This window comes from Pseudomonas sp. Leaf127 (assembly GCF_001423155.1).
Taxonomy (GTDB): domain Bacteria; phylum Pseudomonadota; class Gammaproteobacteria; order Pseudomonadales; family Pseudomonadaceae; genus Aquipseudomonas; species Aquipseudomonas ovata.
The window spans coordinates 526,530-552,617 of the sequence record NZ_LMOA01000020.1; the positions used below are offsets into that span (position 1 = coordinate 526,530).

The window sequence follows — 26,088 nt, forward strand, 5'->3', positions numbered from 1 at the left end:
CGGGGAAAACATGCCGGCCCACAGCGCCGGGTTGCAAGTGCCGCGTGCCAGAACGCACACGCGGCCGGTCACGCAGCGGTTCAGGCCTTGGCGGTCTGGGCCGGCACGCGCCCGTAGATGTCGGTAAAGCGCACGATGTCGTCTTCGCCCAGGTACTCGCCGCTCTGCACCTCGATCATCACCAGGTCGATGACCCCGGGGTTGACCAGGCGGTGAGTGTGGCCGGGCTTGATAAAGGTCGACTCGTTGGTGTCGAGCATGAATTCGCGCTCGCCGTTGGTGACCGTGGCCATGCCGCTGACCACGATCCAGTGCTCGCTGCGGTGGTGATGCATCTGCAACGACAGCGAAGCCTGCGGGTGCACCACGATGCGCTTGATCTTGAAGCGCTTGCCCTCCTCAAGCACGGTGTAGGTGCCCCACGGCCGGGTGACGGTGCGGTGCAGGCGATAGGCTTCATGGTCCTGGCGCTTGAGTTCCTGGGCGATGAGCTTGACGTCCTGACTGCGGTTGCCGTCGGCGATCAGCAGGGCGTCGGGGGTGTCGATGATAATCAGGTTGTCCAGGCCGACCGCGCCGACCAGGCGCTTGGGCGAGTCGATGAAACAGTTGGTGACCTCGTGCAGCACGGTCTGGCCGTTGCACTGGTTGCCCTGGGCGTCGGCCGGGGTCAGTTCGCGCAGGGCCTGCCACGATCCGATATCGCTCCAGCCCAGTTGGCAAGGGACCACCGCCACTCTGGCCGAGTGCTCCAGCAGGGCGTAGTCGATGGAAATGTCCGGCACCTGCGCGAACAGGTCATTGTCCAGCTCGACCTGTAATTCATGGCTGCCTTGCTTGGTGGTGCTGTGGGCCAGGCAGGCGCTGACTGCGTCGAGCACCTCGGGGGCATGCAGGCGCATTTCGGCCAGCAGGGTGTCGGCGCGCAGGCAGAACATGCCGGCATTCCACAGGTGCAGCCCGCCGTCGACCCAGGCCTTGGCCGTGTCGGCGTCGGGTTTTTCGACAAAGCGCGCCACCTGGTAGCCGTCGCCATTGAGCTTCTGGCCCTTTTCGATGTAGCCAAAGCCGGTTTCCGCTTTGTCGGGCACAATCCCGAAGGTCACCAGCCAGCCCTGTTCGGCCAGGTGCCGGGCCTGGGCCACGGCGGCCTGGAATGCCTCGATGTCCGAGATCAGGTGGTCGGCCGGCAGGATCAGCAGCTGCGCATCCTCGCCGTACAACGTGGCCACGTGCAGCGCGGCGGCCGCGATGGCCGGTGCCGTGTTGCGCCCCACCGGCTCCAGGATGAAGTCGAGTCTGGCGCGCTTTTTATTCAGCGGCCGGTAGTCGTCGACCGTGCGGAAATACACTTCACGGTTGGTGACGGTCAGCAGGTGTTCGACCTGGGGAATGCCGGTGGCGCGGTTGAAAGTTTTTTGCAGCAGGCTTTCGCCATCGGGCAGGCGCATGAACGGCTTGGGCATGGCCTGGCGCGAGACCGGCCACAGCCGGGTGCCGGAACCGCCGGCGATGATGCAAGGGATGAGGGTACTCATCAATCAATAAACCTCTCGGTTGAGCAGCACGGCCGGAACCGTGCGCAGAAGGATGTAGAGATCGAACCAGACGGACCAGTTTTCGATGTACTCAAGATCGAATTCGACGCGCTTCTCGATTTTTTCCACGGTATCTGTCTCACCCCTGTAGCCGTTGATCTGCGCAAGTCCTGTAATGCCCGGTTTGACGCGATGCCGCGAGGTGTACTCCTTGACCGCTTGCTCGAAGAGAATGCCGGCCGCTTTGGTGGCTGTGGCATGGGGGCGCGGGCCCACCATGGACATGGTGCCGGCCACCACATTGAACAGCTGTGGTAGCTCATCCAGGCTGGTTTTACGGATGAAGCGACCGACCCGCGTGACCCTGGCATCGTGGCGGGTGGTTTGGTTTTCCGCCGTGGCATCGGCCTGGTGCTGATGCATGGAGCGAAACTTGAAGACCTCGATGAGGCGATTGTTATAGCCATAGCGTTTCTGCCGGAACAGCACCGGCCCCTTGGAGTCGAGCTTGATGGCTATGGCGATCAGTAGCATGACCGGCGACAGCAGGGCGACGGCCAGTGACGACAGCACGATGTCCTCGGCGCGCTTGATGAACGGCGACCAGCCGTTGAGCGGCACATCCGAGGCATTGAACATCGGCAGGCTGGCCACTTCGGTGATGCGGTTATGGGTGTGGCGAAAGGCAATCATGTCCGGCACCAGCAGCACATTGACCGGTAACCGGCGCAACTCGCGAATGATGTAGTCCATGCGGTTTTCGGCCGTCCAGGGCAGGGCCACCAGCACCTGGGTGACCTTGTCTTCGCGGATCAGGCGCTCCAGGTCACCGGTATTGCCCAGCAGCGGCAGGTTGGCAACGGTCTTGGGCATGCGCCCGATGCGATCGTCGATGAAACCGCTGACCCCCGAACGAATGTCCTGATGCTGGAGCAGGTATTCGGCCAGGCGCAGGCCGTTCTCGGTGGCGCCCAGAATCACTGCGTTCTGCAGGAACAGGCCTTTCTTCATCAGGTGGCGGAACAGCACCAGTAACAGCAGGCGCAGCAGGCACAGCAGGGCCAGGGTCGACAGGTACCAGACCAGCAGCGTGTCCTGGCTCACCGACTGCAGCACTTGCATGAAGTGATGCATGATCAACAACAGGCCGAAGGCCGCCGTCCAGGCGAACAGGATCATGCGCATGCGCAGCGAGTTGCTGAACAAGGCCTCGGAGTACACGCCCAGCGCCTGGAACATCATCACGCAGATCAGGCCGAAGACCAGCAGCATGCCCAGTTGGCCCTTGGCCTGATCGACCTGGATCGCAGGTGCCAGTGCCAGGATCACCAGCCCTGGCACCACGCAGGCCAGGCCATGAGCCAGGCGAATGCCGAACAGGAAATATTCCACCAGGCTGGTTCGGGTCAGCGACAGGCTGTCGACGGGCTGCAACCGCATAGGGTTTCCTCACTGCGTGTCGGTCCTTTGCTCAAGCGTCGGTCCTTGAAATCCATGGCTTGACAGGAGAGGGTCAAAAAAATGTCTATTTGTAAGAGCTTGGAAAATATAGTCATTGTTTTGGCGTTTGCAGGCTTGATTGCTCCTTGATTTTCAGTCACTTGTTAACAGTTCTGACGATTGCTGTAGCTAATGCCTTGTTTTCATGTAGGACGTATCTGTGATGGCGGACAGAAGCCGCTCTCGGTCAGGCTTTTTGACAGTAAAGCCCATGCAACAAAAAACGTCGGGTTCGACACGCGGATTTGCCGGACAGCGAACGTGCAAACCGCCCGCCTGCAGTTTCTTTCCCCAATAAAACCGGGCCGATGCAGGCGCTGGCCGGGGTACGAAAAAATTACTGGCGCTCGCGAGCGCTTTTGTTTTGGCCAGGGTCATATGCAGGTATCGCCCGCCGCCCGCGACGAACCTGCCCAGGGCAACGCCTGGCGTCCGGCGCGGACGTGGCAACCATCATCGATTACAGGGGACCGTCATGGCTCAACGCAGAGCGATTCTGATTCTTCATGGCAAGCAGTCGCTCAATGAGGATGTACGCAGTGCCGTCAGCCGCAAGCGCGAGGAGGGCTGGCAGCTGGATGTGCGCCTGACCTGGGAAGGTGGCGACGCGCAACGGCTGGTCGCCGAGGCCCTGGCCGCCGGTCATCGACGGGTGATTGCCGGCGGTGGCGACGGCACCTTGCGCGACATCGCCGAGGCGCTGGCCTTGAGCGACGTGCCAGTGGACGATGATGATCCGTTGAGCCTGGTGATCCTGCCCCTGGGCACGGCCAATGACTTTGCCCGTGCCGCCGGCGTGCCGCTGGAAGTCGATGCCGCCATGGACTTGCTGGACGCCCCGGCACGCCCGGTGGACCTGGGCGAGGTGGACGGCAAGCTGTTTCTCAACATGGCCACCGGCGGCTTCGGCAGCCAGGTGACGGCCAATACCTCTGAAGACCTGAAAAAGGTCCTGGGCGGTGCCGCCTATCTGTTCACCGGGTTGAGCCGTTTCAGTGAACTGCATGCGGCCTATGGCGAGTTGAGCGGCCCGGACTTCCAATGGAGCGGCGACCTGCTGGCACTGGGTATCGGGAACGGACGCCAGGCCGGCGGTGGCCATGAACTGTGCCCCACGGCGCTGGCCGATGATGGCCTGCTGGACATCAGTATTCTGCCGGCCCCGCAAGAACTGGTCGGTACGCTCAAGAGCCTGCTGTCCGGCGGGCTGGGTATCGAGAACATGTTTGTCCGCGCCCGCCTGCCGTGGGTCGAGATCAAGTCGGCACAAGGCCTGGACATCAACCTTGATGGCGAGCCGTTGTCGATCAAATCGATGCGTTTCAGTGCGCGGCCGGCAGCCTTGCGGGTGCATTTGCCAACGGGGTCCGCGCTCTTGGGTGCCAGCGAAACGCCCTGGCTCAGTCGCGCTGACTGACGCCTGGGGGCGTAGCGGTTGCTGCCTGATCGCCGAGTCTGGCGAGCAACCGATGCTGATCATCATCGTCCAGCGGCAACTCGCCGGTGTGCGGGTCGATCAGCTCCAGTTGCCAGGCCAGCAGGCCCAGGCAGTGCCTGAGCGTGGCGATGGCCTCAAGGCTCAAGCCATGACTATCAATCAACCGCGCCAGGCGTTGCTGCAGTTGCAGGGTGAAGGCTGCCATAGCGTCCAGCGAGGCGCCGGCAGCCTGCTCGGTGAGGCTGAGCAGGGTCGCTTGCAGGCAGGCGATGGCGTCTTCGTCATCGGCGATCATTTCCAGATGAGTCACGCATTCGTGCAACCGGTGCAGCAAGGCCTGGGACTGGGTCACGAATTGATCGTGTCGATGCAACCATTGATTGCTGTTCAGCATCCTTGATCTCCATGCTCAATGGATAGCGCACACAGGGCGTGCGTTATGAATGCCTGACAGTTAATTTTGGTTTTGTTGGAAAGTCTGTAGGGCGTTTCTGAATGTTGTCTGGCTGTGATATTCAACCGCCTTGAACGCACGACAGAGGCTGCAGCAGGCGCGCACCCGGACGCGCAATAGCGCCCGGGCAGGTGTAAGGGTCGCAAATCCTGAAGCACGGTCAACGGCCTGACTCCATTCATGCGTTGAGAAGGTCGTCACAATAATGGCTATCGAATATGACGAGTATCGGGCGCGCCCCGAGCCGGACTCAGGCTTACCCTTACGCTCGGGCATTCCAATTGGCTTTGCGGGAGGGCTTGCAGGCCTGTCGGACAGTGGCAATCAAGGCACCACTCAAGCATGATGACTGTATGACATCAATGACTCCGATTGACTGCAAATAGCCTTCAAGGGTCGCTAAGGTCTGGCGTTTCCCAGCCGATAAACCGGCTGGCAGACTCATCGTTATCAACGCTTCAGGAGCTATAAATGGCCGGCATTCTCGACACAGTAGATCAGCGCACACAATTGGTGGGCGAGAATCGCCTGGAAATCCTCATGTTCCGCCTGGCCGGTCGTCAGTTGTTCGCGATCAACGTATTCAAGGTCCAGGAAGTGCTGCAGTTGCCCAAGCTGACGCTCATGCCGCAGCGTCATTCATTCGTGTGCGGCGTGGTCAACCTGCGTGGCCAGACCCTGCCGGTGATCGACCTGTCCCAGGCCATCGGCATGCGCCCGCTGGTGCCAGGCCCGGAAAGCACCATCATCGTGACCGAGTACAACCGTACGGTGCAGGCATTTCTGGTCGGGGGCGTCGATCGCATCATCAACCTGAACTGGGAAGCGATCATGCCACCGCCGGCCAGTGCCGGTCGCCAGCATTACCTGACGGCCATCAGCAAGGTCGATGACCAGTTGGTGGAAGTGATCGACGTGGAAAAGGTCCTGGCCGAGATCGTGCCGTACAACGCCAAGGTCTCACGCGAAAAACTCGAGGACCCGATCCTGGATCATGCGCACGGGCTCGAAGTGCTGCTGGTGGACGACTCCAAGGTGGCCCTGGCCCAGTTGCGCGATACCCTGTCACAGCTGGGCCTGAAGCTGCACACGGCCAGCGATGGCCTCAAGGGCCTGAACATGCTCAAGGCTTGGGCCGACACCGGCATGGACATGAACGAAAAACTGCTGATGGTCTTTACCGACGCCGAAATGCCGGAAATGGACGGTTATCGCCTGACAACCGAAATCCGCAACGATCCGCGACTGAAAGGGTTGTATGTGGTGTTGCACACCTCATTGTCGGGCAGTTTCAACGAATCGATGGTCAAGAAGGTGGGATGTGACAACTTTCTGTCCAAGTTCCAGCCCGACAAACTGGTGGACATCGTGCGCGACCGGTTGAAAATGGTGCTGGAAGGCTAAAATTTGCGCAAAGCCTGTAAGCTGTGGCGCGAGTCTTGAAGTGTTCGTGTCACACAAGGAAAAGCCGGCCATGGCCATGTTACAACTCAGCGCGCTCTACCGTTACCCCCTCAAGTCCTGCAAGCCCGAGGTGCTCGACAGCGCCCGCTTCGATGCGCTGGGGCTGGCCGGGGACCGCCGCTGGATGCTGGTCGATGCGGCCACGGGACGTTTTCTGACCCAGCGCGCCTTGCCACACATGTCGCAACTTTCAGTGCTGTGGAATGCCACCGGTGGCGTCACGCTGGCCGCCGAGGGCCTGGGCTCGCTAGACGTGGCCGTGCCCTGTGATCAGGCCGATACCCTGCGTGGCGTGACGGTCTGGCGCGACAGCCTGCAGGTGCCTGATGCCGGTGACGAGGCCGCCGCCTGGGTCAGTGCCTTTATCGGCAAGCCGGCCCGCATGGTGTACATGCCCGAGGGTCGGGCGCGCTGGTTGCCGGATGGCTATGGCACGGTCGACGACAAGGTGGCATTTGCCGATGGCTTTCCGCTGTTGCTGATTGGTCAGGGCTCGCTGGACGATCTTTCGGCGCGCATCGGCCGGCCGCAGGAGATGCTGCGCTTTCGGCCCAACCTGGTGATCAGCGGGGCCGAGCCGTTCGCCGAAGACAGCTGGAAGCGCATTCGTATCGGTACGATGGAGTTGCGGGTGCTCAAGGGCTGCTCGCGCTGCATCCTGACCACCATCGATCCGGCCACCGGCCTGCGCAGCCAGGACCGCGAACCCTTGACCACGCTCAGGACCTATCGACAGGTCGAGGGCGAGATCTTGTTCGGGCAGAACGTGGTGGGTGACGGGGAAGGGCGGCTGGAGGTGGGGATGGCGGTCGAGGTGCTGGAGTAGGGCCCTTTAGGACCCCTCTAAAAACGACCTGCGTTTCATCGCTGCGTTAAAAACACGCTCGTGCGCGAGTCCGATCGTGCGCGATCCCGGTCAAAATGCTCATTTAAAACCTGTAAAGTCGAACTTGACTCCGACCGTTTTTCGCCTGTTTTTGTGGGGCCGCCGTCGGTATTGCGCTGACTGCCTCGCCTACGTTTATAGAGGCCCCCCTTTATGGCGTGGCTTCGCGCACTTTCCCCAGTCCTATCCGTCCAGATCAGCGGCCGGTTGATTGCGCGTCTGTCGTTCCTTTATGAAACACAAGTATTGTATTAAAAGGTACACGCTGCCAGCATCAGGTTTGATGTATGTTCGCATTATTATTGATGTTGTAAGCGAGGTTCGATCATGAGAACGACCGTTACGATTGATGACGCCCTGTACGCGCGCGCCCTGGAAGTTGCAGACCCCAACATGGACAAGGCCGATTTGTTTCGTGAAGCCGTACAGACGTTTGTCCGTGTCCAGGCGGCCAAGCGCCTGGCTGCCCTTGGCTCTTCAATGCCCTCGATCAAGGACATTCCACGCAGAAATGAAGATTTGAAATGATGGATGTATTGGTCGATACATCCATCTGGGTGGCGCACTTTCGAACTCACAATCAGCCCCTGGTGCAATTGCTTGAGCATGATCGAGTGCTGATCCACCCTATGATCCTGGGTGAGCTGGCGTGCGGTACGCCGCCTGCGCGGGTTCGAACGCTGGCTGACCTTTCCAGCTTGAAGCATTGTCAGCAACCTGCCTTAAGCGAAGTGATGACCTTTGTAGAGCAGCACAAGCTGTATGGTCTGGGATGCGGACTGGTCGACATGACCCTGTTGGCATCAGCCTTGATCACTCGTGCCAGGTTGTGGACGCTGGACAAACGACTTGCCAGTCTGGCCACACGCCTGCAGATCAACTACCAGCCCCTTTGACAGGCCCCTGCATACTTACTGTTGCGGTTGCCGCTTTGCCAACACTGATTGCAGACGCCTGGTGATTTGGGGGCGGGTTGTTCTTGCAGGCTATGGTCTGGCTGGGGAGAGGGTCGCAACCTCTCTCACAGACCGCCCCGGTCAAAGAACAACCCGGCCGCAAGCGTGGAGCCTGGCCGTTCAGCCCTTACAAGTCATCAAAAAACCGTTCATGCCAATCCACCAGCGGCTGCGGCGAGTTGAGCTTCTGGCCGTAGATCACCGAATACGACAGCACGTTCTGCACATACTGGCGCGTCTCGTCGAACGGAATGCTTTCGACCCACACATCGAATGCCAGGTGATTGGCACCCTTGAGCCATTGCCGCACGCGGCCCGGGCCTGCGTTGTAGGCGGCCGAGGCCAGGACCCGGTTGCCATTGAACTGGCCATGCACCTGGCTCAGGAACGCGGCACCCAACTGGATATTGGTATCCGGGTTCAACACCTGCTGCGGTGAGGCCAGCGGGATATTGAAGCGCTTGGCGGTCTCCTTGGCGGTGGCCGGCATCAGCTGCATCAGGCCGCTGGCGCCGACACCTGAGCGAGCGTCATCCATGAAGGCGCTTTCCTGACGGGTTATGGCAAACACCCAGCTCGAATGCAGGCCGCGCAGATTGGCTTCACGCACCAGGGTGTCGCGATAGGCCATCGGGAAGCGGATATCCAGATCGTCCCAGTACTGCGCCTGGCTGATGGTGCGAATGGCCGGGAAGTACCATTTCAGGTCATAGGCCAGTTTGGCCTGGGCGACCATTTCATCGCGGCTGAAATGACGGCTGACGTGATACCACTCACGGCGTCCGTCGACGATCTCGCCCCGGTCATGAAACTCCAGGGCACGGCGCACGCCTGGGGTGTTGCGCACCTTGGTGATCAGCGCCTGGCTGAGCAGCAGCGGCTTGTTGTTGAGCTGATAAGGGTTCTGGGTACGATCGGCGGCCAGGAAGCCGTAGAAATCACGCTCCTTGGCCACGTCCTTGTACAGGGTTGGAATCTGTGGATTGTTCGGTTGCGCCAGCTCCAGCGCACGCGCTTCCCAGTAACGCCAGCGGTTGGTGTCGGCCAGCGACGGCGGCAGGCGCCGGGCCAGGTCGTAGGCGTCCTGCCAGCGGCCCAGGCGCAGCAGCAGGCGCATGCGCCATTCGCTGACCGTGTCGTCGCGCAGTTCGGGGTCGTAGCGGGTCATGACGTCCAGTGCGCGGTCGTCATAGCGCCGCGCCAGGGTCAGGCCGATCTCCTTGGCGATCTCGACTTTCTCTTCCCGGGAAAAGCGCAGGCTGGTGGCATAGCCATCGAGCATCGCCAGCGCTTTCTGCGGGTCCTGGCGTGCCAGGCGGCGCAGGCCCAGGCCGACGACATCGGACATGGCCTCGTCGACCGGCATGAACTGCGCCGGGTTGTTGAGCATCTCGGGCTTCTGCGCCACGGCCAGCAACAGCTTGCCCTGGGGCGCCAGGGACGTGAGGCTGTCGACCAGCGTCTTGGCCAGCGTGTAGTTGCGCGCCTGGGCGGCGAGCTTGGCACGCTGCCAGCGTTTTTCTTCGGGTAACTGGCCAGCAGCTGCCCATTGCGCGAAAAAGGCATCGCAGGCGCCGGGCAGGGTCTTGCTGGTCATCCACAGTTTTTCGGCGCTGGCAAAGCCTTCGGCGCGCTGACCGTGGCCGATCTGGTACTGGCCATACAGGCAGTCCAGCTCGGTGAAGTTCATCTTCGGGTCGTAGTACTTGACGAAGGTCGCCCAGTCGCCGCGCTCGGACAACCAGCGCAGCCAGCGCAGTTTCATCCAGTTGGCCTGCGGCAGGTCGCCATGCTCGGCCAGGAATTTCTCGATCTCGGCGTTGCTGGCGCTTTTCAGGCGGGCCGTCAGTTCGTCGTATTCGAGGTAGGGCTGCAGCGGGTAGTCGGCCAGCGCCACGCTGCTGGCCATGTACGGCCCGGTATCGCCCCGCGCCAGGGCACGCTTGGCCTCGTCATAGAGTTTACGCTGTTGGCTGAGGTCCGCCGCCTGGGCATGGGTGGCGGCCGTGATGGAGAGAAGCAGGCAGGATACAAGGCTGAACAAACGACCGCGCATGGGACTTCCGGGCTGGTGAGTCGTAAAAAGTGCCGCTAGCTTAGCCTTTTGCCACCTCCGGTTGAAAGCATTGCCGTCCATCGAGACTCACCTGGAAATAAATCTTTGTCCCGCAGGGTGCAGGTGGCGGGCTTCAAGGGTATTGCCCGGTCATCGGATGCCGACATTCGCCCGCCATCTCAGGTAGAATACGCGCCCGGTTTTTGGAGAAGATCATGACCCTGCTCAAATTCAGCGATGTGTCCCTTGCCTTCGGCGCCATGCCATTGCTGGACAAGGTCTCCTGGCAGATCGCCCGTGGCGAGCGGGTGTGCATCATCGGCCGCAACGGCACTGGCAAATCCAGCATGTTGAAGCTGGTCAAGGACAGCCAGAAGCCTGACGAGGGCTCGATCTGGCGTGCGCCAGGGCTCAAGATCGGCGAATTGCCGCAAGAATTGCCCGAAGCCGACGAGCGGACCGTGTTCGACGTGGTTGCCGAAGGCCTGGACGGTGTCGGCGCGCTGCTTGCCCAGTACCATCACCTGGCGCAGAACTGCGTCACCGAAGACGACCTCAATCAGCTCATGCATGTGCAGCAGGAGCTCGAGGCCCGTGACGGCTGGCGCCTGCAGCAAGTGGTCGACAGTACCCTGAGCCGCCTGCAACTGCCGGCCGACAAGACGCTGGCCGAGTTGTCCGGTGGCTGGCGCCGGCGTGTGCTGCTGGCCCAGGCACTGGTGTGCGAGCCCGACCTGCTGCTGCTCGACGAACCGACCAACCACCTGGACATCGGTGCCATTGCCTGGCTTGAAGAGGCCCTCAAGGATTTCCAGGGCGCCGTGCTGTTCATCACGCACGACCGCTCGTTCCTGCAGAACCTGGCGACCCGGATCCTGGAACTGGACCGTGGCGGCCTGATCGACTGGAATGGCGACTACGCCAGCTTCCTGGTGCACAAGGAAGCCATGCTGTCGGCCGAAGAGACCGCCAACGCGCTGTTCGACAAGCGCCTGGCCCAGGAAGAGGTCTGGATCCGCCAGGGCATCAAGGCCCGCCGTACCCGTAACGAAGGCCGTGTGCGCGCCCTGAAGGCCCTGCGGGTCGAGCGTGGCGAACGTCGTGAGCGCACCGGCAAGGCCAATATCCTGATCGAGTCGGCCGACAAGTCCGGCAAGCAGGTTATCGTGCTGGACAACGTCAGCTTTGCGCACCCGGGCGGCCCGCAACTGATCAAGGACTTCTCGATGGTCCTGCAGCGCGAAGACCGCATCGGCCTGCTGGGCGCCAACGGCACCGGCAAGACCACCTTGCTCAAGCTGATGCTCGACAACCTGCAGCCGACGTCTGGCACGGTCGAGACCGGCACCAAGCTGGAAGTGGCCTACTTCGACCAGTTGCGCCATCAACTGGAACTGGAAAAGACGGTAATCGATAACATCGCCGAAGGGCGTGACTTCATCGACATCGACGGCCAGAGTCGCCATGTGTTGAGCTACCTGGGTGATTTCCTGTTCAGCCCGCAGCGTGCCCGCACGCCGGTCAAGGCACTGTCCGGTGGCGAGCGGGCACGGTTGCTGCTGGCCAAGCTGTTCAGCAAGCCGGCCAACCTGCTGGTGCTCGACGAACCGACCAACGACCTGGACGTCGAGACCCTGGAGCTGCTTGAAGAGGTGCTGTCCAACTACAAGGGCACTGTGCTGATGGTCAGCCACGACCGGGCATTTCTCGACAACGTGGTGACCAGCACCCTGGTGTTCGAAGGCGAGGGCAAGGTTCGCGAATACGTGGGCGGTTACCAGGACTGGCTGCGCCAGGGCGGATCGCCACGCCTGCTGGGCGTGGCCGACAGCAAGTCGGGCAAGGCCGAGCTCAAGAGCGCCGTGGTGCCGCCTGTGGCCGCCGCGCCCGTGGCGGCAGCGCCTGCAGCCAGAAAGAAGCTCAGCTACAAGGAGCAGCGCGAGCTGGAAGCCTTGCCGGGGCAGATCGAGCAGGCTGAAACGCAACTGGCGACCCTGAGCGCCGAGATTGCCAAGCCGGCGTTCTATCAGCGACCCTCTGCCGAAGTGACGGCGATGCTGGCCAAGGTCGAGACGGTGCAGGCCGAGCTGGATGCGCTGCTTGAGCGCTGGGCCGAACTGGACGACTGATGAAACGAAAACGCCCGGTTGATACCGGGCGTTTTTCGAGGCGGCTCGCTTACTCCTGTTTCTTCAGGCGTACGGCCAATACGTCACATGGCGCGCCATGCAGTACATCGTTGGCGGTCGAGCCCAGTAGCAGTGCCAGGCCATGACGGCCATGGCTGCCCACCACGATCAGGTCGCAATTGTGTTCACGGGCGAGCTTGTGGATCTCCTGGCGCGGCTGGCCATATTCCAGGTGGCTTTCGCCGGTCTTGATGTCCGGGTACTTGAGTTTGATCTGCTCCAGCTTGGTCTTGGCCTGGTCGATCTGCTGCTGTTGCAGTTGTGACAGGTCCATCGGCACATCGCCACCAAAGGCCATGGCCATGGGTTCGACGATATGGACGGTCGATAGCCTGGCACCACTGACCTGGGCCAGTTCGCGTGCCTTGCGGATGACCGGATCGCATTCTTCGGTGAGGTCTATGGCAACCAGGATGTGTGTGTACGGCATGAGGGTATCCTCCGGAAGATTGCATGCGGCGAGTATGACCCTTTCGCGCCCTTCTGGGCAGGCCGTTGTGGGCCAGCGTTTTATTGATTTTTGTAAGGCCTGGGTAAGGCGGGGGCAAGAAATATGACGAGCTGGATCATTCTGTCAATCATTTGTGTGATGTTGAGCCCTCTGGTGTGGATGATGCCCACTCGTCGGCAGAACGGCAGAATGGCCCTGCGCCTTGAGGCGCGGCGCCTGGGGCTGGGCATGCAGCTCAGTCGCGAGGAGTGGCCACACTGGCTGCAACGCGAGCCGCCAGGCTCCTGTGCCCAATACCACCGCCCGCGCCAGGCCGGGCAGACAGCCTGCTGGGCTTACTGGCAAAGTGAACCTGGGGTGTGGGTGAACCGCTGGCGCGAAGTCTGTGAAGACGAGCAGATGATGGCCCATTTCAGGGCGTTACCGGCCGATGTCTACAAAGTCGAGGCCGATACGCAAATGGTCGCGCTGTATTGGGGAGAACGCGGCGATGCACAAGTGTTGCAACATATGAATGCGACACTCAAGGCCCTGGCAGCCAGATGAACAGGGCTGGATGACAGGCATAAAAAAGCCCGATAGCAACATCGGGCTTGGGTGTGGCCAGGCAGGCCGGTAATGCGGTGAGCTGACGGTGCAATGCCGCAGTGATGACGCTGTTATGCGGGTGTCAGGCAATGGCTGGACTCTAGCGGCTTTGCTCTTTTTTGTCGCTTTTTTTCTTCAGAATTTGCTGATGTGAACCGCCACGGTGCACGGGCAGCCGCTGGACTTTGACCCATACTTTGCACGGGTGCCGCTATTGGCAGCGCAGGCGTGTGCCTGCGGGTACCGACCAGGCGGAACATGCAGGCTCGATGCTGGCCCGGTTTCACGGGTTTTTGAGGCGAATTGACAATTGGCCGGTTTTGGATGAAGGTGTGCTACCCAAATCAAACGGGCGTATGAATTGATCGTTTGGTGTCAGACTTTTCTGACAGAATCCTGACTGCCGCGTCGGCGGGTTTGCCTTTGATTTGGCGTGTTCATGACGGCGACGTCGTAGTCTCGTTGGACCCTGCTGTCCGGCGTGTATTGTTCAGCTTCCATATCGTGGAGATCAGTTGATGATTTACGAAGGTAAAGCCATCACGGTTAAGGCTCTTGAAAGTGGCATCGTCGAATTGAATTTCGATCTCAAGGGTGAGTCCGTCAACAAGTTCAACCGCCTGACGCTCAATGAGTTGCGTGAGGCGGTCGAGACCCTCAAGGCCGATGCCTCGGTCAAGGGTGTGATCGTTACCAGTGGCAAGGACGTGTTCATCGTCGGTGCCGACATCACCGAGTTCGTCGAGAATTTCAAGTTGCCTGAGGCCGATCTGGTCGCCGGCAATCTGCAGGCCAACCGCATCTTCAGCGACTTCGAAGACCTTGAGGTGCCGACCGTCGTGGCCATCAACGGCATCGCCCTGGGGGGCGGCCTTGAGATGTGCCTGGCAGCCGACTATCGCGTCATGTCCAGCAGCGCAAAAATCGGCCTGCCTGAAGTCAAGCTGGGCATCTACCCGGGGTTTGGCGGCACGGTGCGTCTGCCAAGGCTGATCGGCGCCGATAACGCCATCGAGTGGATCGCCTCCGGCAAGGAAAACGGTGCCGAAGACGCCCTGAAAGTCGGCGCGGTCGATGCCGTGGTCGAGCCCGGCAAGCTGCAGGCAGCTGCTCTTGATCTGGTCAGGCGTGCCATTGCCGGCGAGTTCGACCACAAAGCCAAGCGCCAGCCCAAGCTCGACAAGCTCAAGCTCAATGCCATCGAACAGATGATGGCCTTCGAGACCGCCAAGGGCTTCGTCGCCGGTCAGGCCGGCCCGAACTACCCGGCCCCGGTCGAAGCCATCAAGACCATCCAGAAGGCCGCCAGCTTCGGGCGCGACAAGGCGCTTGAAGTGGAAGCGGCCGGTTTTGCCAAAATGGCCAAGACCTCGGCGGCGCAGAGCCTGATCGGCCTGTTTCTCAACGACCAGGAGCTCAAGCGCAAGGCCAAGGCCTATGACGCCCAGGCCCGCGAGGTCAAGCAGGCGGCCGTACTCGGTGCCGGCATCATGGGCGGCGGCATTGCCTACCAGTCTGCCGTCAAGGGCACGCCGATCCTGATGAAGGACATCCGCGAAGAAGCCATCCAGCTGGGCCTGAACGAAGCGGCCAAACTGTTGGGCAATCGTGTCGAAAAGGGCCGCCTGACCCCGGCCAAGATGGCCGAGGCGCTCAATACCATTCGCCCGACCCTGTCCTATGGCGATTTCGGCCATGTCGACCTGGTGGTCGAGGCGGTCGTGGAAAACCCCAAGGTCAAGCAGGCCGTCCTGGCCGAAGTCGAGGCGCAGGTGGGTGACAACACCATTCTGGCGTCCAATACCTCGACCATTTCCATCAGCCTGCTGGCCCAGGCCCTCAAGCGCCCGGAAAATTTCGTCGGCATGCACTTCTTCAACCCGGTGCACATGATGCCGCTGGTCGAAGTCATTCGCGGCGAGAAATCCAGCGAAGAGGCCGTGGCCACCACTGTTGCCTACGCCCGCAAGATGGGCAAGAACCCGATCGTGGTCAATGACTGCCCGGGCTTTCTGGTCAACCGCGTGCTATTCCCGTACTTCGGCGGTTTTGCCCGTCTGGTCAGTGCCGGGGTGGATTTCGTGCGCATCGACAAGATCATGGAAAAGTTCGGCTGGCCCATGGGCCCGGCCTACCTGATGGATGTGGTCGGAATCGACACCGGCCACCACGGCCGTGACGTGATGGCCGAAGGCTTCCCGGATCGCATGAAGGACGATCGCCGCTCGGCCATCGATGCCCTCTACGAGGCCAAGCGCCTGGGCCAGAAGAACGGCAAAGGCTTCTATGCCTATGAGACCGACAAGAAGGGCAAGCCGAAAAAGGTCAACGATGCCACCGTGCTCGACGTGCTCAAGCCGGTCATCTATGAGCAGCGCGAGCTGAGCGACGACGACATCATCAACTGGATGATGATCCCGTTGTGCCTGGAAACCGTACGTTGCCTGGAAGACGGCATCGTCGAAACCGCCGCCGAGGCCGACATGGGCCTGATCTACGGCATCGGTTTCCCTCCGTTCCGTGGTGGCGCCCTGCGCTACATCGATTCGATCGGCGTTGCCGAATTCGTGGCCCTCGCCGATCGCTACGCCGAGCTGGGCGCCCTGTATCAACCGACCGCGAAGCTGCGCGAAATGGCCCGTACCGGCCAGAGCTTCTTTGGTCCTGCGTCTGTCAAGGAGTAAACCTATGAGCCTGAATCCGAGAGACGTGGTGATTGTCGACTTCGGTCGCACGCCCATGGGTCGTTCCAAGGGCGGCATGCACCGCAACACCCGCGCCGAAGACATGTCGGCGCACCTGATCAGCAAGCTGCTGGAGCGCAATGCCAAGGTCGACCCGGGCGAAGTCGAAGACGTGATCTGGGGCTGCGTCAACCAGACCCTGGAGCAGGGCTGGAACATTGCGCGCATGGCATCGTTGCTGACCCAGATCCCGCACACGGCTGCCGCGCAGACCGTCAGCCGCCTGTGCGGTTCGTCGATGAGCGCGCTGCACACCGCCGCGCAGGCGATCATGACCGGCAACGGTGATGTGTTCGTGGTCGGTGGCGTCGAGCACATGGGGCATGTGGGCATGATGCACGGCGTGGACCCCAACCCGCACCTGTCGCTGCATGCGGCCAAGGCCTCGGGCATGATGGGCCTGACCGCCGAACTGCTGGGCAAGATGCATGGCATCAGTCGTGAACAGCAGGATGCCTTCGCCCTGCGCTCGCACCAGTTGGCCCACAAGGCCACCGTGGAGGGGCGTTTCAAGGACGAGATCATCCCGATGCAGGGGTATGACGAGGACGGTTTCCTCAAGGTCTTCTCTGAAGACGAGACCATTCGTCCCGACACCACCCTTGAAGGCCTGGCGGCCCTCAAGCCGGCCTTCAATCCCAAGGGCGGTACGGTCACGGCCGGGACCAGTTCGCAGATCACCGACGGTGCCTCGTGCATGATCGTGATGTCAGCCCAGCGTGCCAAGGACCTGGGGCTGGAGCCGCTGGCCGTGATCCGTTCGATGGCCGTGGCCGGTGTGGACCCTGCCATCATGGGCTACGGCCCGGTACCGGCCACCCAGAAGGCCCTCAAGCGTGCCGGCCTGTCGATTGCCGACATCGACTACTTCGAGCTCAATGAAGCCTTCGCTGCGCAGGCGCTGCCGGTACTCAAGGACCTCAAGGTGCTCGACAAGATGAACGAGAAGGTTAACCTGCACGGCGGTGCCATCGCGCTGGGTCACCCGTTCGGTTGTTCCGGGGCGCGGATCTCGGGCACCTTGCTCAATGTCATGAAGCAGCGTGAAGGTCGCCTGGGGGTGGCCACCATGTGTATCGGGCTGGGGCAGGGTATCTCGACTGTCTTCGAGCGCGTCTGATTCTGCGCATGTGAGACCAGCCGGGGCCTTGTGCCCCGGCTTTTGTATTTTTCAGATACGGTTTTTCAAGGGCAGGTTCTGCCCGACTCAAGAGGATTCTGTTGATGCAGTTGCAGCCCGGTCTATATCGTCACTACAAGGGGCCCGAGTACCGGGTTTTCAGCGTCGCGCGTCATTCCGAGACCGAGGAGTACGTGGTGTTCTACCAGGCGTTGTACGGTGATTACGGCATGTGGGTCAGGCCCCTGGACATGTTTCAGGAGACCGTCGAGGTTGACGGCGAGCCTGTGCCGCGCTTTGCTTTGGTCCAGGCCGAAGAAAGTCTTTTTTCCAGGCCGTGAGTCAAAACCGCCCATCAGGCGGTCTGAAAAATCGCTGCGGCATGACAAGCGCTGTTGCAAAACTGTGAGGCAGGTGGCTGCAGTGCCTGCTTTCATGGGGGCAAAGCGCGAGCCAGAGCGTGTTTTATGCATGAGGTGATCGACCCGGCGACGGTTTTGCTGCACAGTCCCGTGCTTGACCTCACTCTGTAGCCACTATATATAGCGGTGCCTTTAGCAGGCTCGCGTCTGTCTTTCATTTATCGTATTCAGGAATTTACTGATCCATGGGCAAATCGCTGGTCATCGTGGAATCCCCGGCTAAGGCCAAGACCATCAACAAGTATTTGGGCAACCAGTACGTGGTGAAGTCGAGTATCGGCCATATCCGTGACCTGCCCACCAGCGGTTCGGCCAGTGCCAGCAAAGAGCCTGCCGCCAAGCGCGGCAAGGCTGCGGCCGGTGATGCGCCGGTCCTGACGCCCAAGGAGAAGGCTCGCCGTCAACTGGTGGCGCGCATGGGTGTCGATCCGGATCAGGGCTGGAAAGCCCAGTACGAGATCCTGCCGGGCAAGGAAAAGGTCATCGAAGAGCTGCGCAAGCTGGCCAAGGATGCCGACACCATCTACCTGGCGACGGACTTGGACCGCGAAGGGGAGGCCATTGCCTGGCACCTGCGCGAAGCCATCGGTGGCGAAGACGAGCGCTTCAAGCGTGTGGTGTTCAACGAGATCACCAAGAAAGCCATCCAGGAAGCCTTCTCCCAGCCGGGCGAGCTGGACATCGACCGGGTCAACGCCCAGCAGGCGCGTCGCTTCCTTGATCGGGTGGTGGGCTACATGGTCTCGCCGCTGCTCTGGCAGAAAGTCGCTCGTGGCCTGTCGGCCGGTCGCGTGCAATCGGTGGCGGTGAAGCTGGTGGTCGAGCGCGAGCGTGAGATTCGTGCGTTCAACCCCGAAGAGTACTGGGAAGTGCACGCCAACCTGGGCACGGCCAAGGGCGCCCAGGTGCGCTTCGAAGTCGCCCGGCACAAGGGCGAGGCCTTCAAGCCGCTCAACGAGGCCCAGGCCACCGCCGCTCTGCAGACGCTCAAGGCGTCCAGCTACAGCATCATCAAGCGCGAAGACAAGCCTACCAGCAGCAAGCCGTCGGCGCCGTTCATCACCTCGACCCTGCAGCAGGCGGCGAGCAATCGCCTCGGCTTTGGCGTGAAGAAGACCATGATGATGGCCCAGCGCCTGTACGAGGCCGGCTACATCACCTATATGCGTACCGACTCGACCAACCTGTCGGCCGATGCCCTGGAGATGGCGCGCAGTTTCATCGAGAGCGAATTCGGCAAGAAGTACCTGCCCGAAGCGCCCAACCTCTACAGCAGCAAGGAAGGCGCCCAGGAGGCGCACGAGGCGATCCGTCCTTCGGACGTCAATACGCACCCAAGCAAGCTGACAGGCATGGAGCGCGACGCCGAGCGCCTCTATGAGCTGATCTGGCGCCAGTTCGTGGCCTGCCAGATGCCACCGGCACAGTACCTGTCGACCACCGTCAGTGTCAGTGCCAGTGACTATGAGCTGCGTGCCAAGGGCCGCATCCTCAAGTTCGACGGCTACACCAAGGTGCTGCCTCAGATCGCCAAGCCAGGCGATGACAGCGTGCTGCCGGACATGGGCGAGGGCGAGGCGCTTGAGCTGCTGGCACTGGAGCCCAGCCAGCATTTCACCAAGCCACCGGCCCGCTTCTCCGAGGCCAGTCTGGTCAAGGAGATGGAAAAGCGCGGTATCGGCCGTCCGTCGACCTATGCTGCGATCATTTCCACGATCCAGGACCGTGGTTACGTCGCACTGCATAACCGTCGGTTCTATTCCGAGAAAATGGGCGATATCGTCACCGAGCGCCTGGCCGAGAGTTTCTCCAACCTGATGGACTACGGTTTCACCGCCGGCATGGAAGAAAACCTCGACGACGTGGCCCAGGGCGAGCGTGACTGGAAAAACGTGCTGGACGAGTTCTATGGCGATTTTCGCAAGAAGCTCGAAGTGGCCGAGGCGGCCGAAGGCGGCATGCGCGCCAACCAGCCGGTGATGACCGACATCCCGTGCAAGACCTGTGGCCGGCCGATGCAGATTCGTACCGCCTCCACTGGCGTGTTCCTCGGCTGCTCGGGCTACAGCCTGCCGCCCAAGGAGCGCTGCAAGGCGACCATCAACCTCACCCCCGGCGACGAGATTGCCGAAGACGACGAGGGTGAGTCCGAATCGCGGGTCCTGCGCGGCAAGCATCGCTGCCCGATCTGCAGCACGGCGATGGATGCCTACCTGCTCGACGAGAAGCACAAGCTGCACATCTGCGGTAACAACCCTGATTGCACCGGCTACGAGATCGAAGAAGGCACCTATCGCATCAAGGGCTATGAAGGTCCGAGCCTGGAATGCGACAAGTGCGGCAGCGAGATGCAGCTCAAGACCGGCCGTTTCGGCAAGTTCTTCGGCTGCACCAATGCCGAATGCAAGAACACCCGCAAGCTGCTCAAGAGCGGTGAGGCGGCACCGCCCAAGATGGACCCGGTCAAGATGCCGGAGCTCAAGTGCGAGAAGGTCGACGACACCTACATCCTGCGTGACGGGGCTTCAGGGTTGTTCCTGGCCGCCAGCCAGTTCCCGAAAAACCGTGAAACCCGCGCACCTCTGGTGATCGAGTTGCTGCCGCACCGTGAAGAGATTGATCCCAAGTATCACTTCCTGTGCGACGCACCGGCCAAAGACACTGAAGGCCGTCCGGCGGTGGTGCGTTACAGCCGCAAGACCAAGGAGCAATATGTGCAGACCGAAGTGGAAGGCAAGCCGACCGGCTGGCGTGCGTTCTACGACGGCAAGGCGTGGAAGGTCGAAGACAAGCGCTGATAGGGTCAGCCCTTGCCGGGTAATCCCGGCAAGGGTGCCTGGCCTCCGGCCTACGCCCGTTCCATTTGTGACTCAGGGGAGTTAGCCGCATGGCTCAAGAGCGTTATACCCGTACCAACCAGAAGATCTACTTCGCAGGCCTGGCCCTGGAAGCGTTGGGCAAGGCCGAGCAGGGCCAGGCCATCAACGCCCAGGCGCAGGTTCAGGCAGGTCGTGAAGCGGTGTTGTTTCATCTGTACGGTGCCCTGCTGGGCCTGTGCCATGAAATCGCCGGTTACTACCGCCTGCCGCAAGCCAATGCGCCACGTGCCGAGCAGTTGCTGACCCCGCAGGTCATCGAGAGTGTGGCCATTCCGGAGCTGGGCGAGTTGATCGAGCTGGCGCAGAACTCGCACACCTGGGTGGCCCGGTTGCTGGCCGCCTATGGCGCGTTGTTCGAGCCACCGCGTGAAGTCGTCAAGCCCAAGGGGGATGTCACCCAGCCGATGATCGTGGCGGTGAACCTGGACCGCGAGCCTGAGCCGGAGCTGGACCGTGAGGAGCTTGAAAGCTGGCGGCAATCGCTCAAAGCACTGGCGGTACGCTTTCGCGAAGGCCTGAACGAGTTCTGAAACCTGTGATGTATGCGACCGTGCGGACTGTTACACTGTCCGCCTTTCGCGGAGTATTTGTACTGATGCCTACTTCTTTTCTTGAAATTGTCGAACTTCCTGACGGTCGTATCGAGCTGCGTCGTGCTGATGACGAGGGTTCGCTGGTGACGCTGAATTTCTCCGAGGACGCCAAGGTCTTCCTGCAGGGTCAGCATGTAGAAGTCGCCAAGGCCATGTTGAGCGTAGGCGTGCAGATGGCCGGGCGTCTGGCAGAAGGCGTGACGGAGAAGGAAGAAGACGGGCCTCGCGTGCTGCACTGAGCCCCGTCGACTTTCCTGAAATCAGCCCAGGCGGATGTTCAGGCTTTGCGCATCGCCGATGCGTGCGGCAGCCATCAATTGCTGGCGTGCTGCAGGGCTGAGGGGATTGAACCAGCTCACCACCGTGTGGCTGCGGCCCAGGCGCAGGACTTCACGAGCCAGTTGCAGGGCGTTCTGATTGCCGCTGGGCTGTAGCAGCAGGATCCGCTCCCGATTCAGGCCTGCCTCACGCAGCCAGTTCTGGGTCAGGCTTGGCGGCGGCGCAACCAGGGTCAGCCAGCGTGCGTTCGGTCCCAGGCTCAACTCTCTCAGCATGGGCGCCAGCAGGCTCAGGCAGTTCCCGGCGGCACCACGCAACGACACTTCACTGAATACGTCCGGAGCGGGCTCTTGTAGCGCTGGCTGCAAGGTCGCGGCCAAAGGCACATCCATGGACACAGGCATGGGCTGGGCCAGGAATGCCTCGAACAGGTGGAGTTGGGTATTGGGTACCGAATGGAACTGCATAGTGTTCTCCCTTAGCGACGAATCACGCCAACGCTCAACCCTTCGATGACCAGCTCCTGCTCCTTGAGGTCGATTTCGATCGGGGCGAAATCGGGATTCTCGGCAATCAGCCAGACCTTGTTGCCTTCGCGCTTGAAGCGTTTGACCGTCACTTCATCGCCGATACGGGCAACGACGATCTGGCCGTTACGGGCTTCACGCGTGGTGTGGACGGCCAGCAGGTCGCCGTCGAGAATGCCGACGTTCTTCATGCTCATGCCATGCACGCGCAGCAGGTAGTTGGCGCTGGGGTGGAAGAAGGCCGGGTTGATGTTGCACGACTCCTCGATATGCTGCTGGGCGAGGATCGGTGCGCCGGCAGCGACGCGGCCGATGACCGGCAGGCTGCTGTCGTCGGCGCGCGCTTCGAAGCCCGGGATGCGAATGCCCCGCGAAGCACCGGGGGTCATCTCGATGGCACCTTTGCGGGCCAGGGCCTTGAGGTGTTCTTCAGCGGCATTGGGTGACTTGAAACCCAGCTTCTGGGCAATCTCGGCACGGGTGGGCGGGTAGCCATTGTCTTCGAGACACTGCTTGATGAAGCCCAGGATTTCGGCCTGGCGTGGCGTCAGTTTGATCATGATGGGCGCTCTGGATTTTTGTACAGTGACTGGGATTATATACAGTGAAGGCGTCTTGGCAATCGCGCCGTTTATTTTTTCGCCAGACGGACGTCTATATAGAGCAGCTGAATGCGCTTGTCAGACCGGCTTGAATACGTGACTGTTCGGCCACAAAATGAACCGCTGACTTGACAACCTGCCTGCCTGAAACGTATGTTTCAAACGATTGTTTTGTCAGGCAGAGAGTCATGGCCCAGTCGGAAACCGTTGAACGTATTCTTGATGCTGCCGAACAGTTATTCGCCGAGCGGGGGTTCGCCGAGACTTCGCTGCGGCTGATTACCAGCAAGGCCTCGGTCAACCTGGCGGCCGTGAATTATCATTTTGGCTCCAAGAAAGCCCTGATCCAGGCGGTGTTCTCGCGGTTCCTCGGGCCGTTCTGCGCCAGCCTGGACCGTGAGCTGGAGCGCCGCCAGACCCGTCCCGAACACCAGCCGGACCTCGAAGAACTGCTAGGCATTCTCGTCGAACAAGCCATGGCGGTGCAGCCGCGCAGTGGCAACGACCTGTCGATCTTCATGCGCCTGCTGGGCCTGGCCTTCAGCCAGAGCCAGGGTCACCTGCGCCGTTACATGGAAGACACCTATGGCAAGGTGTTTCGTCGTTACATGGTGCTGGTCAATGAGGCTGCGCCGTCCATACCGCCCATCGAACTGTTCTGGCGCGTGCACTTCATGCTCGGGGCAGCCGCCTTCAGCATGTCCGGTATCAAGGCACTGCGGGCAATTGCTGAAAACGATTTCGGCGTGCACGCCTCGATCGAGCAGGTCATGCGCCTGATGGTGCCGTTCCTGGCCGCTGGCATGCGCGCCGACAGCGGGTTGACCGACGCGACGATGATTACCGCCCAGCCACGCCCGCGCACCAAGACCGCCGGTGTACCCAACGGTACGGCAGGCATTGCCAAAGCCTGAGCGCCTGCATTGCACCAGGCGGCCGGATCAAGCACCATGCGGCCCTGATCCAAGGCAATGGTGTGAAGGTTTCCTATGAGTTCTGGCCTGCAAGGCTCCTTGATGGTCGATGTCGAAGGCCTCTGGCTGACAGCTGAAGACCGCAGTTTCCTGCGCCACCCGCAAGTGGGTGGCCTGATTATCTTTGCACGCAATATCGAACACCCGCGCCAGGTGCGCGAGCTGTGTGCCGCGATTCGTGCCATTCGTCCCGACCTGCTGCTGGCTGTCGACCAGGAAGGCGGGCGCGTGCAGCGTCTGCGCCAGGGGTTCACCCGCCTGCCGGCCATGCGCTCGATTGCCGAGCGCCCCGAGGCGCAGGCGCTGGCCCGTCATTGTGGCTGGCTGATGGCCGCCGAGGTGCTGGCGGTGGGGCTGGACCTTAGTTTCGCGCCGGTGCTGGACCTGGACCACCAGCGCAGTGCCGTGGTCGGCACCCGTGCCTTCGAAGGCGACCCGGAACGCGCAGCACAACTGGCCGGCGCCTTTATCCAGGGCATGAACGAGGCCGGCATGGCCGCCACCGGCAAGCACTTTCCGGGTCATGGCTGGGCCGAGGCCGACTCGCATGTGGCCATCCCCACCGACGAGCGCAGCCTGGACAGTCTCCGCGCACAGGACCTGGTGCCTTTCGCCCGCCTGAGCCGGCAACTGGCCGCCGTGATGCCTGCCCACGTTATTTACCCGCAGGTCGACGCTCAACCGGCCGGCTTTTCCCGGCGCTGGCTGCAAGACATCCTGCGCGGCGAGCTGCAGTTTGACGGGGTGATCTTCAGTGACGATCTGTCGATGGCCGGCGCCCATGTGGCCGGCGATGCCGCCAGCCGCATCGAAGCGGCGCTGAGCGCCGGTTGCGACATGGGGCTGGTGTGCAATGACCGCGCTGCGGCCGAACTGGCCCTGAGTGCGGCGCAACGCCTGAACGTCACGCCGTCGCCGCGCCTGGCGCGCATGCACGGCCAGGCCCATGCCGCCAGCGAGTACCGCCAGCACCCGCGCTGGCTGCAAGCCGTGCAGGCCTTGCGGGCCGCGCAACTGGTCGACTGATCAGAGAATCCGGTAGAGCAAGCGCTCGATACGGACCCGGCTGACCCTGCGCAGGAATTTGTGCACGCCTTCGGGGTAGTCGGCCAGGGTCTGCAGCTCTTCGAAATGGCCGACGCGCCGGGTGTGCTGCATCAGGTGGGCAACTTCCTCGGCCCGTGGCTGGCGCCATTGACCTTGCGGGTCATCGATCAGCAGGGCGTTTTCCAGGTCCAGGTTGAAGGCCCGCGGGTTGAGGTTGTTGCCGGTCAGCAGCGTGTAGCGCTCGTCAATCCAGATGCCCTTGAGGTGAAAGGTGTTGTCGCCGTCTTTCCACAGGTGCACGTTCAGGCGCTGGCGGGCGATCGCTGCCTGATGCTTGCGGGTGAAGCGGCGCAGGCTGATCTCGTACAGGTAGGGCAGGGCCGAGATGACCTTGAACGGTTCCTGGGGCGGGATGAAGAAGTCGTTGGCGGTCTTGTCGCCAATGATGATGTCGACCTTGACCCCACGCTTGAGCGCCCGATTGACTTCCCGCGTCACGGCCACCGGCAGGTTGAAATACGGGGTGCAGATCGTCAACTGGCTTTCACTGCTGGCGATCAGGTCGCAGATCGTGCGGTTCAGGGCATTGCGTGGCCCGACCCCCAGCAGTGGCGTGATGCGCAGCTCACCATTGTCAGTGATGCCGGTCGAGGTGTCGTAGGCGGCGCGCTTGAGCTGACCACGAAACGCCCGGATCTCGCCTCGCAGGCTGCGCGAGGTCGGGGGTTGTGGCAGGTCGAGGCGATGCACCGCCGGTGATGCAATGATCTCGCGCTGCACCAGGTCGACAAAACTGTCGGCCAGTGCGGCACTGTGGATCAGGTGATAGCGGTCCAGACGGTACTTGTCCTGCTTGTGCAGGTAGACATTGTTGATGCTGGCGCCGGTGTACAGCACGTTGTCGTCGATCACGCTGCCCTTGAGGTGCAGCACGCCGAACAGCTCGCGGGTCTGCACCGGCACGCCGTAGACCGGCACTTCCTGCTCGTATTCCAGGTGCTGGGCCTGGTACCAGGCGCTGTTGCCCGGCTGGCGGCCGGCGCCGATCAGCCCGCGCTGGGCCCGGAACCAGTCGACCAGCACGCGGATGTCCAGGTGCGGACGCGCCTGTTTGGCCGCGTACAACGCGTCGAGGATTTCCTGCCCGGCTTCGTCCTGTTGCAGGTACAGGGCGATGATGTAGATGCGCCGGGTGGCCGAGGCAATCTGTTCCAGCAGGCACCGACGGTAGTCGGCGGCGCTGGGAATCAGGGTGATTGCCTGTTCTGACAAGGCAAAACCGCGCAGCGCGGCCAGGGTCGAGCGTCTGAAGGGGGACTGCATAAGCCTCTCATGGGGTTTGCGCAACAGCCTGCGAGCTTACACCAGAAACAGGCTGTGA

The 26,088-nt window shown here is 61.6% G+C and carries 23 protein-coding genes; 15 read left to right on the forward strand and 8 right to left on the reverse strand.

Going from position 1 to position 26,088, the window contains the following annotated elements:
* Positions 1 to 80: 80 nt before the first annotated feature.
* Both ASF84_RS13065 and ASF84_RS13070 read right to left on the reverse strand, forming a co-directional pair.
* Positions 81 to 1,538 (reverse strand): mannose-1-phosphate guanylyltransferase/mannose-6-phosphate isomerase, encoded by a 1,458-nt coding sequence (locus tag ASF84_RS13065; RefSeq protein ID WP_056838939.1) that lies wholly within the window; start codon positions 1,536 to 1,538, stop codon positions 81 to 83.
* A 3-nt stretch (positions 1,539 to 1,541) separates the two neighbouring features.
* Complete coding sequence (locus tag ASF84_RS13070) at positions 1,542 to 2,978, reverse strand: undecaprenyl-phosphate glucose phosphotransferase (RefSeq protein ID WP_056838940.1); 1,437 nt, start codon at positions 2,976 to 2,978, stop codon at positions 1,542 to 1,544.
* 535 nt (positions 2,979 to 3,513) lie between these two features.
* Here ASF84_RS13070 and yegS point away from each other — a divergent pair.
* Positions 3,514 to 4,455: a lipid kinase YegS gene (gene yegS, locus ASF84_RS13075; protein WP_056838942.1), complete on the forward strand. Its 942-nt coding sequence runs from the start codon at positions 3,514 to 3,516 to the stop codon at positions 4,453 to 4,455.
* Here yegS and ASF84_RS13080 read toward each other — a convergent pair.
* Positions 4,439 to 4,870, reverse strand: coding sequence for a hypothetical protein (locus ASF84_RS13080; protein WP_056838944.1), 432 nt, complete (start codon positions 4,868 to 4,870; stop codon positions 4,439 to 4,441). The two genes, yegS and ASF84_RS13080, sit on opposite strands and share 17 nt — an antisense overlap.
* A 531-nt stretch (positions 4,871 to 5,401) precedes the next feature.
* On the opposite strand from ASF84_RS13080, the gene ASF84_RS13085 reads away from it, so the two are divergent.
* The 4 genes from ASF84_RS13085 to ASF84_RS13100 all read left to right on the forward strand — a co-directional run bounded on the left by ASF84_RS13085 (position 5,402) and on the right by ASF84_RS13100 (position 8,176).
* On the forward strand, positions 5,402 to 6,334 hold the full coding sequence (locus ASF84_RS13085; RefSeq protein ID WP_056838946.1) for a chemotaxis protein CheV: 933 nt from the start codon (positions 5,402 to 5,404) through the stop codon (positions 6,332 to 6,334).
* Between the two features lie 76 nt (positions 6,335 to 6,410).
* Positions 6,411 to 7,220, forward strand: coding sequence for an MOSC domain-containing protein (locus ASF84_RS13090; protein ID WP_056839095.1), 810 nt, complete (start codon positions 6,411 to 6,413; stop codon positions 7,218 to 7,220).
* Positions 7,221 to 7,607: 387 nt separating this feature from the next.
* Positions 7,608 to 7,808 carry a type II toxin-antitoxin system VapB family antitoxin gene (locus ASF84_RS13095; protein ID WP_056838948.1) on the forward strand — a complete coding sequence of 67 codons (201 nt, stop codon included), beginning with the start codon at positions 7,608 to 7,610 and terminating at the stop codon, positions 7,806 to 7,808.
* On the forward strand, positions 7,805 to 8,176 hold the full coding sequence (locus tag ASF84_RS13100; protein ID WP_177339463.1) for a type II toxin-antitoxin system VapC family toxin: 372 nt from the start codon (positions 7,805 to 7,807) through the stop codon (positions 8,174 to 8,176). The genes ASF84_RS13095 and ASF84_RS13100 overlap by 4 nt, the downstream gene beginning before the upstream one ends.
* Positions 8,177 to 8,363: 187 nt before the next feature.
* On the opposite strand, the gene ASF84_RS13105 is transcribed toward ASF84_RS13100, so the two are convergent.
* Positions 8,364 to 10,292 (reverse strand): transglycosylase SLT domain-containing protein, encoded by a 1,929-nt coding sequence (locus ASF84_RS13105; protein ID WP_056838951.1) that lies wholly within the window; start codon positions 10,290 to 10,292, stop codon positions 8,364 to 8,366.
* A 215-nt stretch (positions 10,293 to 10,507) separates the two neighbouring features.
* Between ASF84_RS13105 and ASF84_RS13110 the strand changes: the two genes are divergently transcribed.
* The gene (locus ASF84_RS13110) at positions 10,508 to 12,421 is read left to right on the forward strand and encodes an ATP-binding cassette domain-containing protein (protein WP_056838953.1); all 1,914 of its coding nucleotides are present in this window, start codon (positions 10,508 to 10,510) and stop codon (positions 12,419 to 12,421) included.
* A gap of 49 nt (positions 12,422 to 12,470) precedes the next feature.
* On the opposite strand, the gene ASF84_RS13115 is transcribed toward ASF84_RS13110, so the two are convergent.
* Positions 12,471 to 12,911 (reverse strand): universal stress protein, encoded by a 441-nt coding sequence (locus tag ASF84_RS13115; RefSeq protein WP_056838955.1) that lies wholly within the window; start codon positions 12,909 to 12,911, stop codon positions 12,471 to 12,473.
* Positions 12,912 to 13,034: 123 nt separating this feature from the next.
* Here ASF84_RS13115 and ASF84_RS13120 point away from each other — a divergent pair, with 123 nt between their 5' ends.
* The 7 genes from ASF84_RS13120 to ASF84_RS13150 all read left to right on the forward strand — a co-directional run bounded on the left by ASF84_RS13120 (position 13,035) and on the right by ASF84_RS13150 (position 21,517).
* Positions 13,035 to 13,478 carry a hypothetical protein gene (locus tag ASF84_RS13120; protein WP_056838957.1) on the forward strand — a complete coding sequence of 148 codons (444 nt, stop codon included), beginning with the start codon at positions 13,035 to 13,037 and terminating at the stop codon, positions 13,476 to 13,478.
* Positions 13,479 to 14,038: 560 nt separating this feature from the next.
* On the forward strand, positions 14,039 to 16,204 hold the full coding sequence (fadB, locus tag ASF84_RS13125; RefSeq protein WP_056838959.1) for a fatty acid oxidation complex subunit alpha FadB: 2,166 nt from the start codon (positions 14,039 to 14,041) through the stop codon (positions 16,202 to 16,204).
* 4 nt (positions 16,205 to 16,208) lie between these two features.
* A complete protein-coding gene (gene fadA / locus ASF84_RS13130) occupies positions 16,209 to 17,384 on the forward strand; it encodes an acetyl-CoA C-acyltransferase FadA (protein WP_056838961.1) in 1,176 nt (391 codons plus the stop codon).
* Between the two features lie 104 nt (positions 17,385 to 17,488).
* Complete coding sequence (locus ASF84_RS13135; RefSeq protein WP_056838963.1) at positions 17,489 to 17,725, forward strand: DUF1653 domain-containing protein; 237 nt, start codon at positions 17,489 to 17,491, stop codon at positions 17,723 to 17,725.
* 266 nt (positions 17,726 to 17,991) lie between these two features.
* On the forward strand, positions 17,992 to 20,604 hold the full coding sequence (gene topA, locus ASF84_RS13140) for a type I DNA topoisomerase (RefSeq protein ID WP_056838965.1): 2,613 nt from the start codon (positions 17,992 to 17,994) through the stop codon (positions 20,602 to 20,604).
* Between the two features lie 89 nt (positions 20,605 to 20,693).
* Positions 20,694 to 21,215 carry a DUF6586 family protein gene (locus tag ASF84_RS13145; RefSeq protein WP_056838967.1) on the forward strand — a complete coding sequence of 174 codons (522 nt, stop codon included), beginning with the start codon at positions 20,694 to 20,696 and terminating at the stop codon, positions 21,213 to 21,215.
* A 65-nt stretch (positions 21,216 to 21,280) separates the two neighbouring features.
* Entirely contained in the window at positions 21,281 to 21,517 is a 237-nt protein-coding gene (locus ASF84_RS13150) for a hypothetical protein (protein ID WP_056838968.1), read from the forward strand.
* 21 nt (positions 21,518 to 21,538) lie between these two features.
* On the opposite strand, the gene sulA is transcribed toward ASF84_RS13150, so the two are convergent.
* The gene (gene sulA / locus ASF84_RS13155; protein ID WP_056838970.1) at positions 21,539 to 22,024 is read right to left on the reverse strand and encodes an SOS-induced cell division inhibitor SulA; all 486 of its coding nucleotides are present in this window, start codon (positions 22,022 to 22,024) and stop codon (positions 21,539 to 21,541) included.
* Positions 22,025 to 22,035: 11 nt separating this feature from the next.
* Positions 22,036 to 22,644: a transcriptional repressor LexA gene (gene lexA, locus ASF84_RS13160; protein ID WP_056838972.1), complete on the reverse strand. Its 609-nt coding sequence runs from the start codon at positions 22,642 to 22,644 to the stop codon at positions 22,036 to 22,038.
* A gap of 230 nt (positions 22,645 to 22,874) precedes the next feature.
* Between lexA and ASF84_RS13165 the strand changes: the two genes are divergently transcribed.
* Complete coding sequence (locus ASF84_RS13165) at positions 22,875 to 23,600, forward strand: TetR/AcrR family transcriptional regulator (RefSeq protein ID WP_056838974.1); 726 nt, start codon at positions 22,875 to 22,877, stop codon at positions 23,598 to 23,600.
* A gap of 87 nt (positions 23,601 to 23,687) precedes the next feature.
* Positions 23,688 to 24,686, forward strand: a complete 999-nt coding sequence (nagZ, locus tag ASF84_RS13170; protein WP_177339465.1) for a beta-N-acetylhexosaminidase — start codon at positions 23,688 to 23,690, stop codon at positions 24,684 to 24,686.
* Here the strand turns inward: nagZ and pssA are convergent, their stop codons facing one another.
* Positions 24,687 to 26,030 (reverse strand): CDP-diacylglycerol--serine O-phosphatidyltransferase, encoded by a 1,344-nt coding sequence (pssA, locus tag ASF84_RS13175; RefSeq protein ID WP_056838978.1) that lies wholly within the window; start codon positions 26,028 to 26,030, stop codon positions 24,687 to 24,689.
* Positions 26,031 to 26,088: the final 58 nt, after the last annotated feature.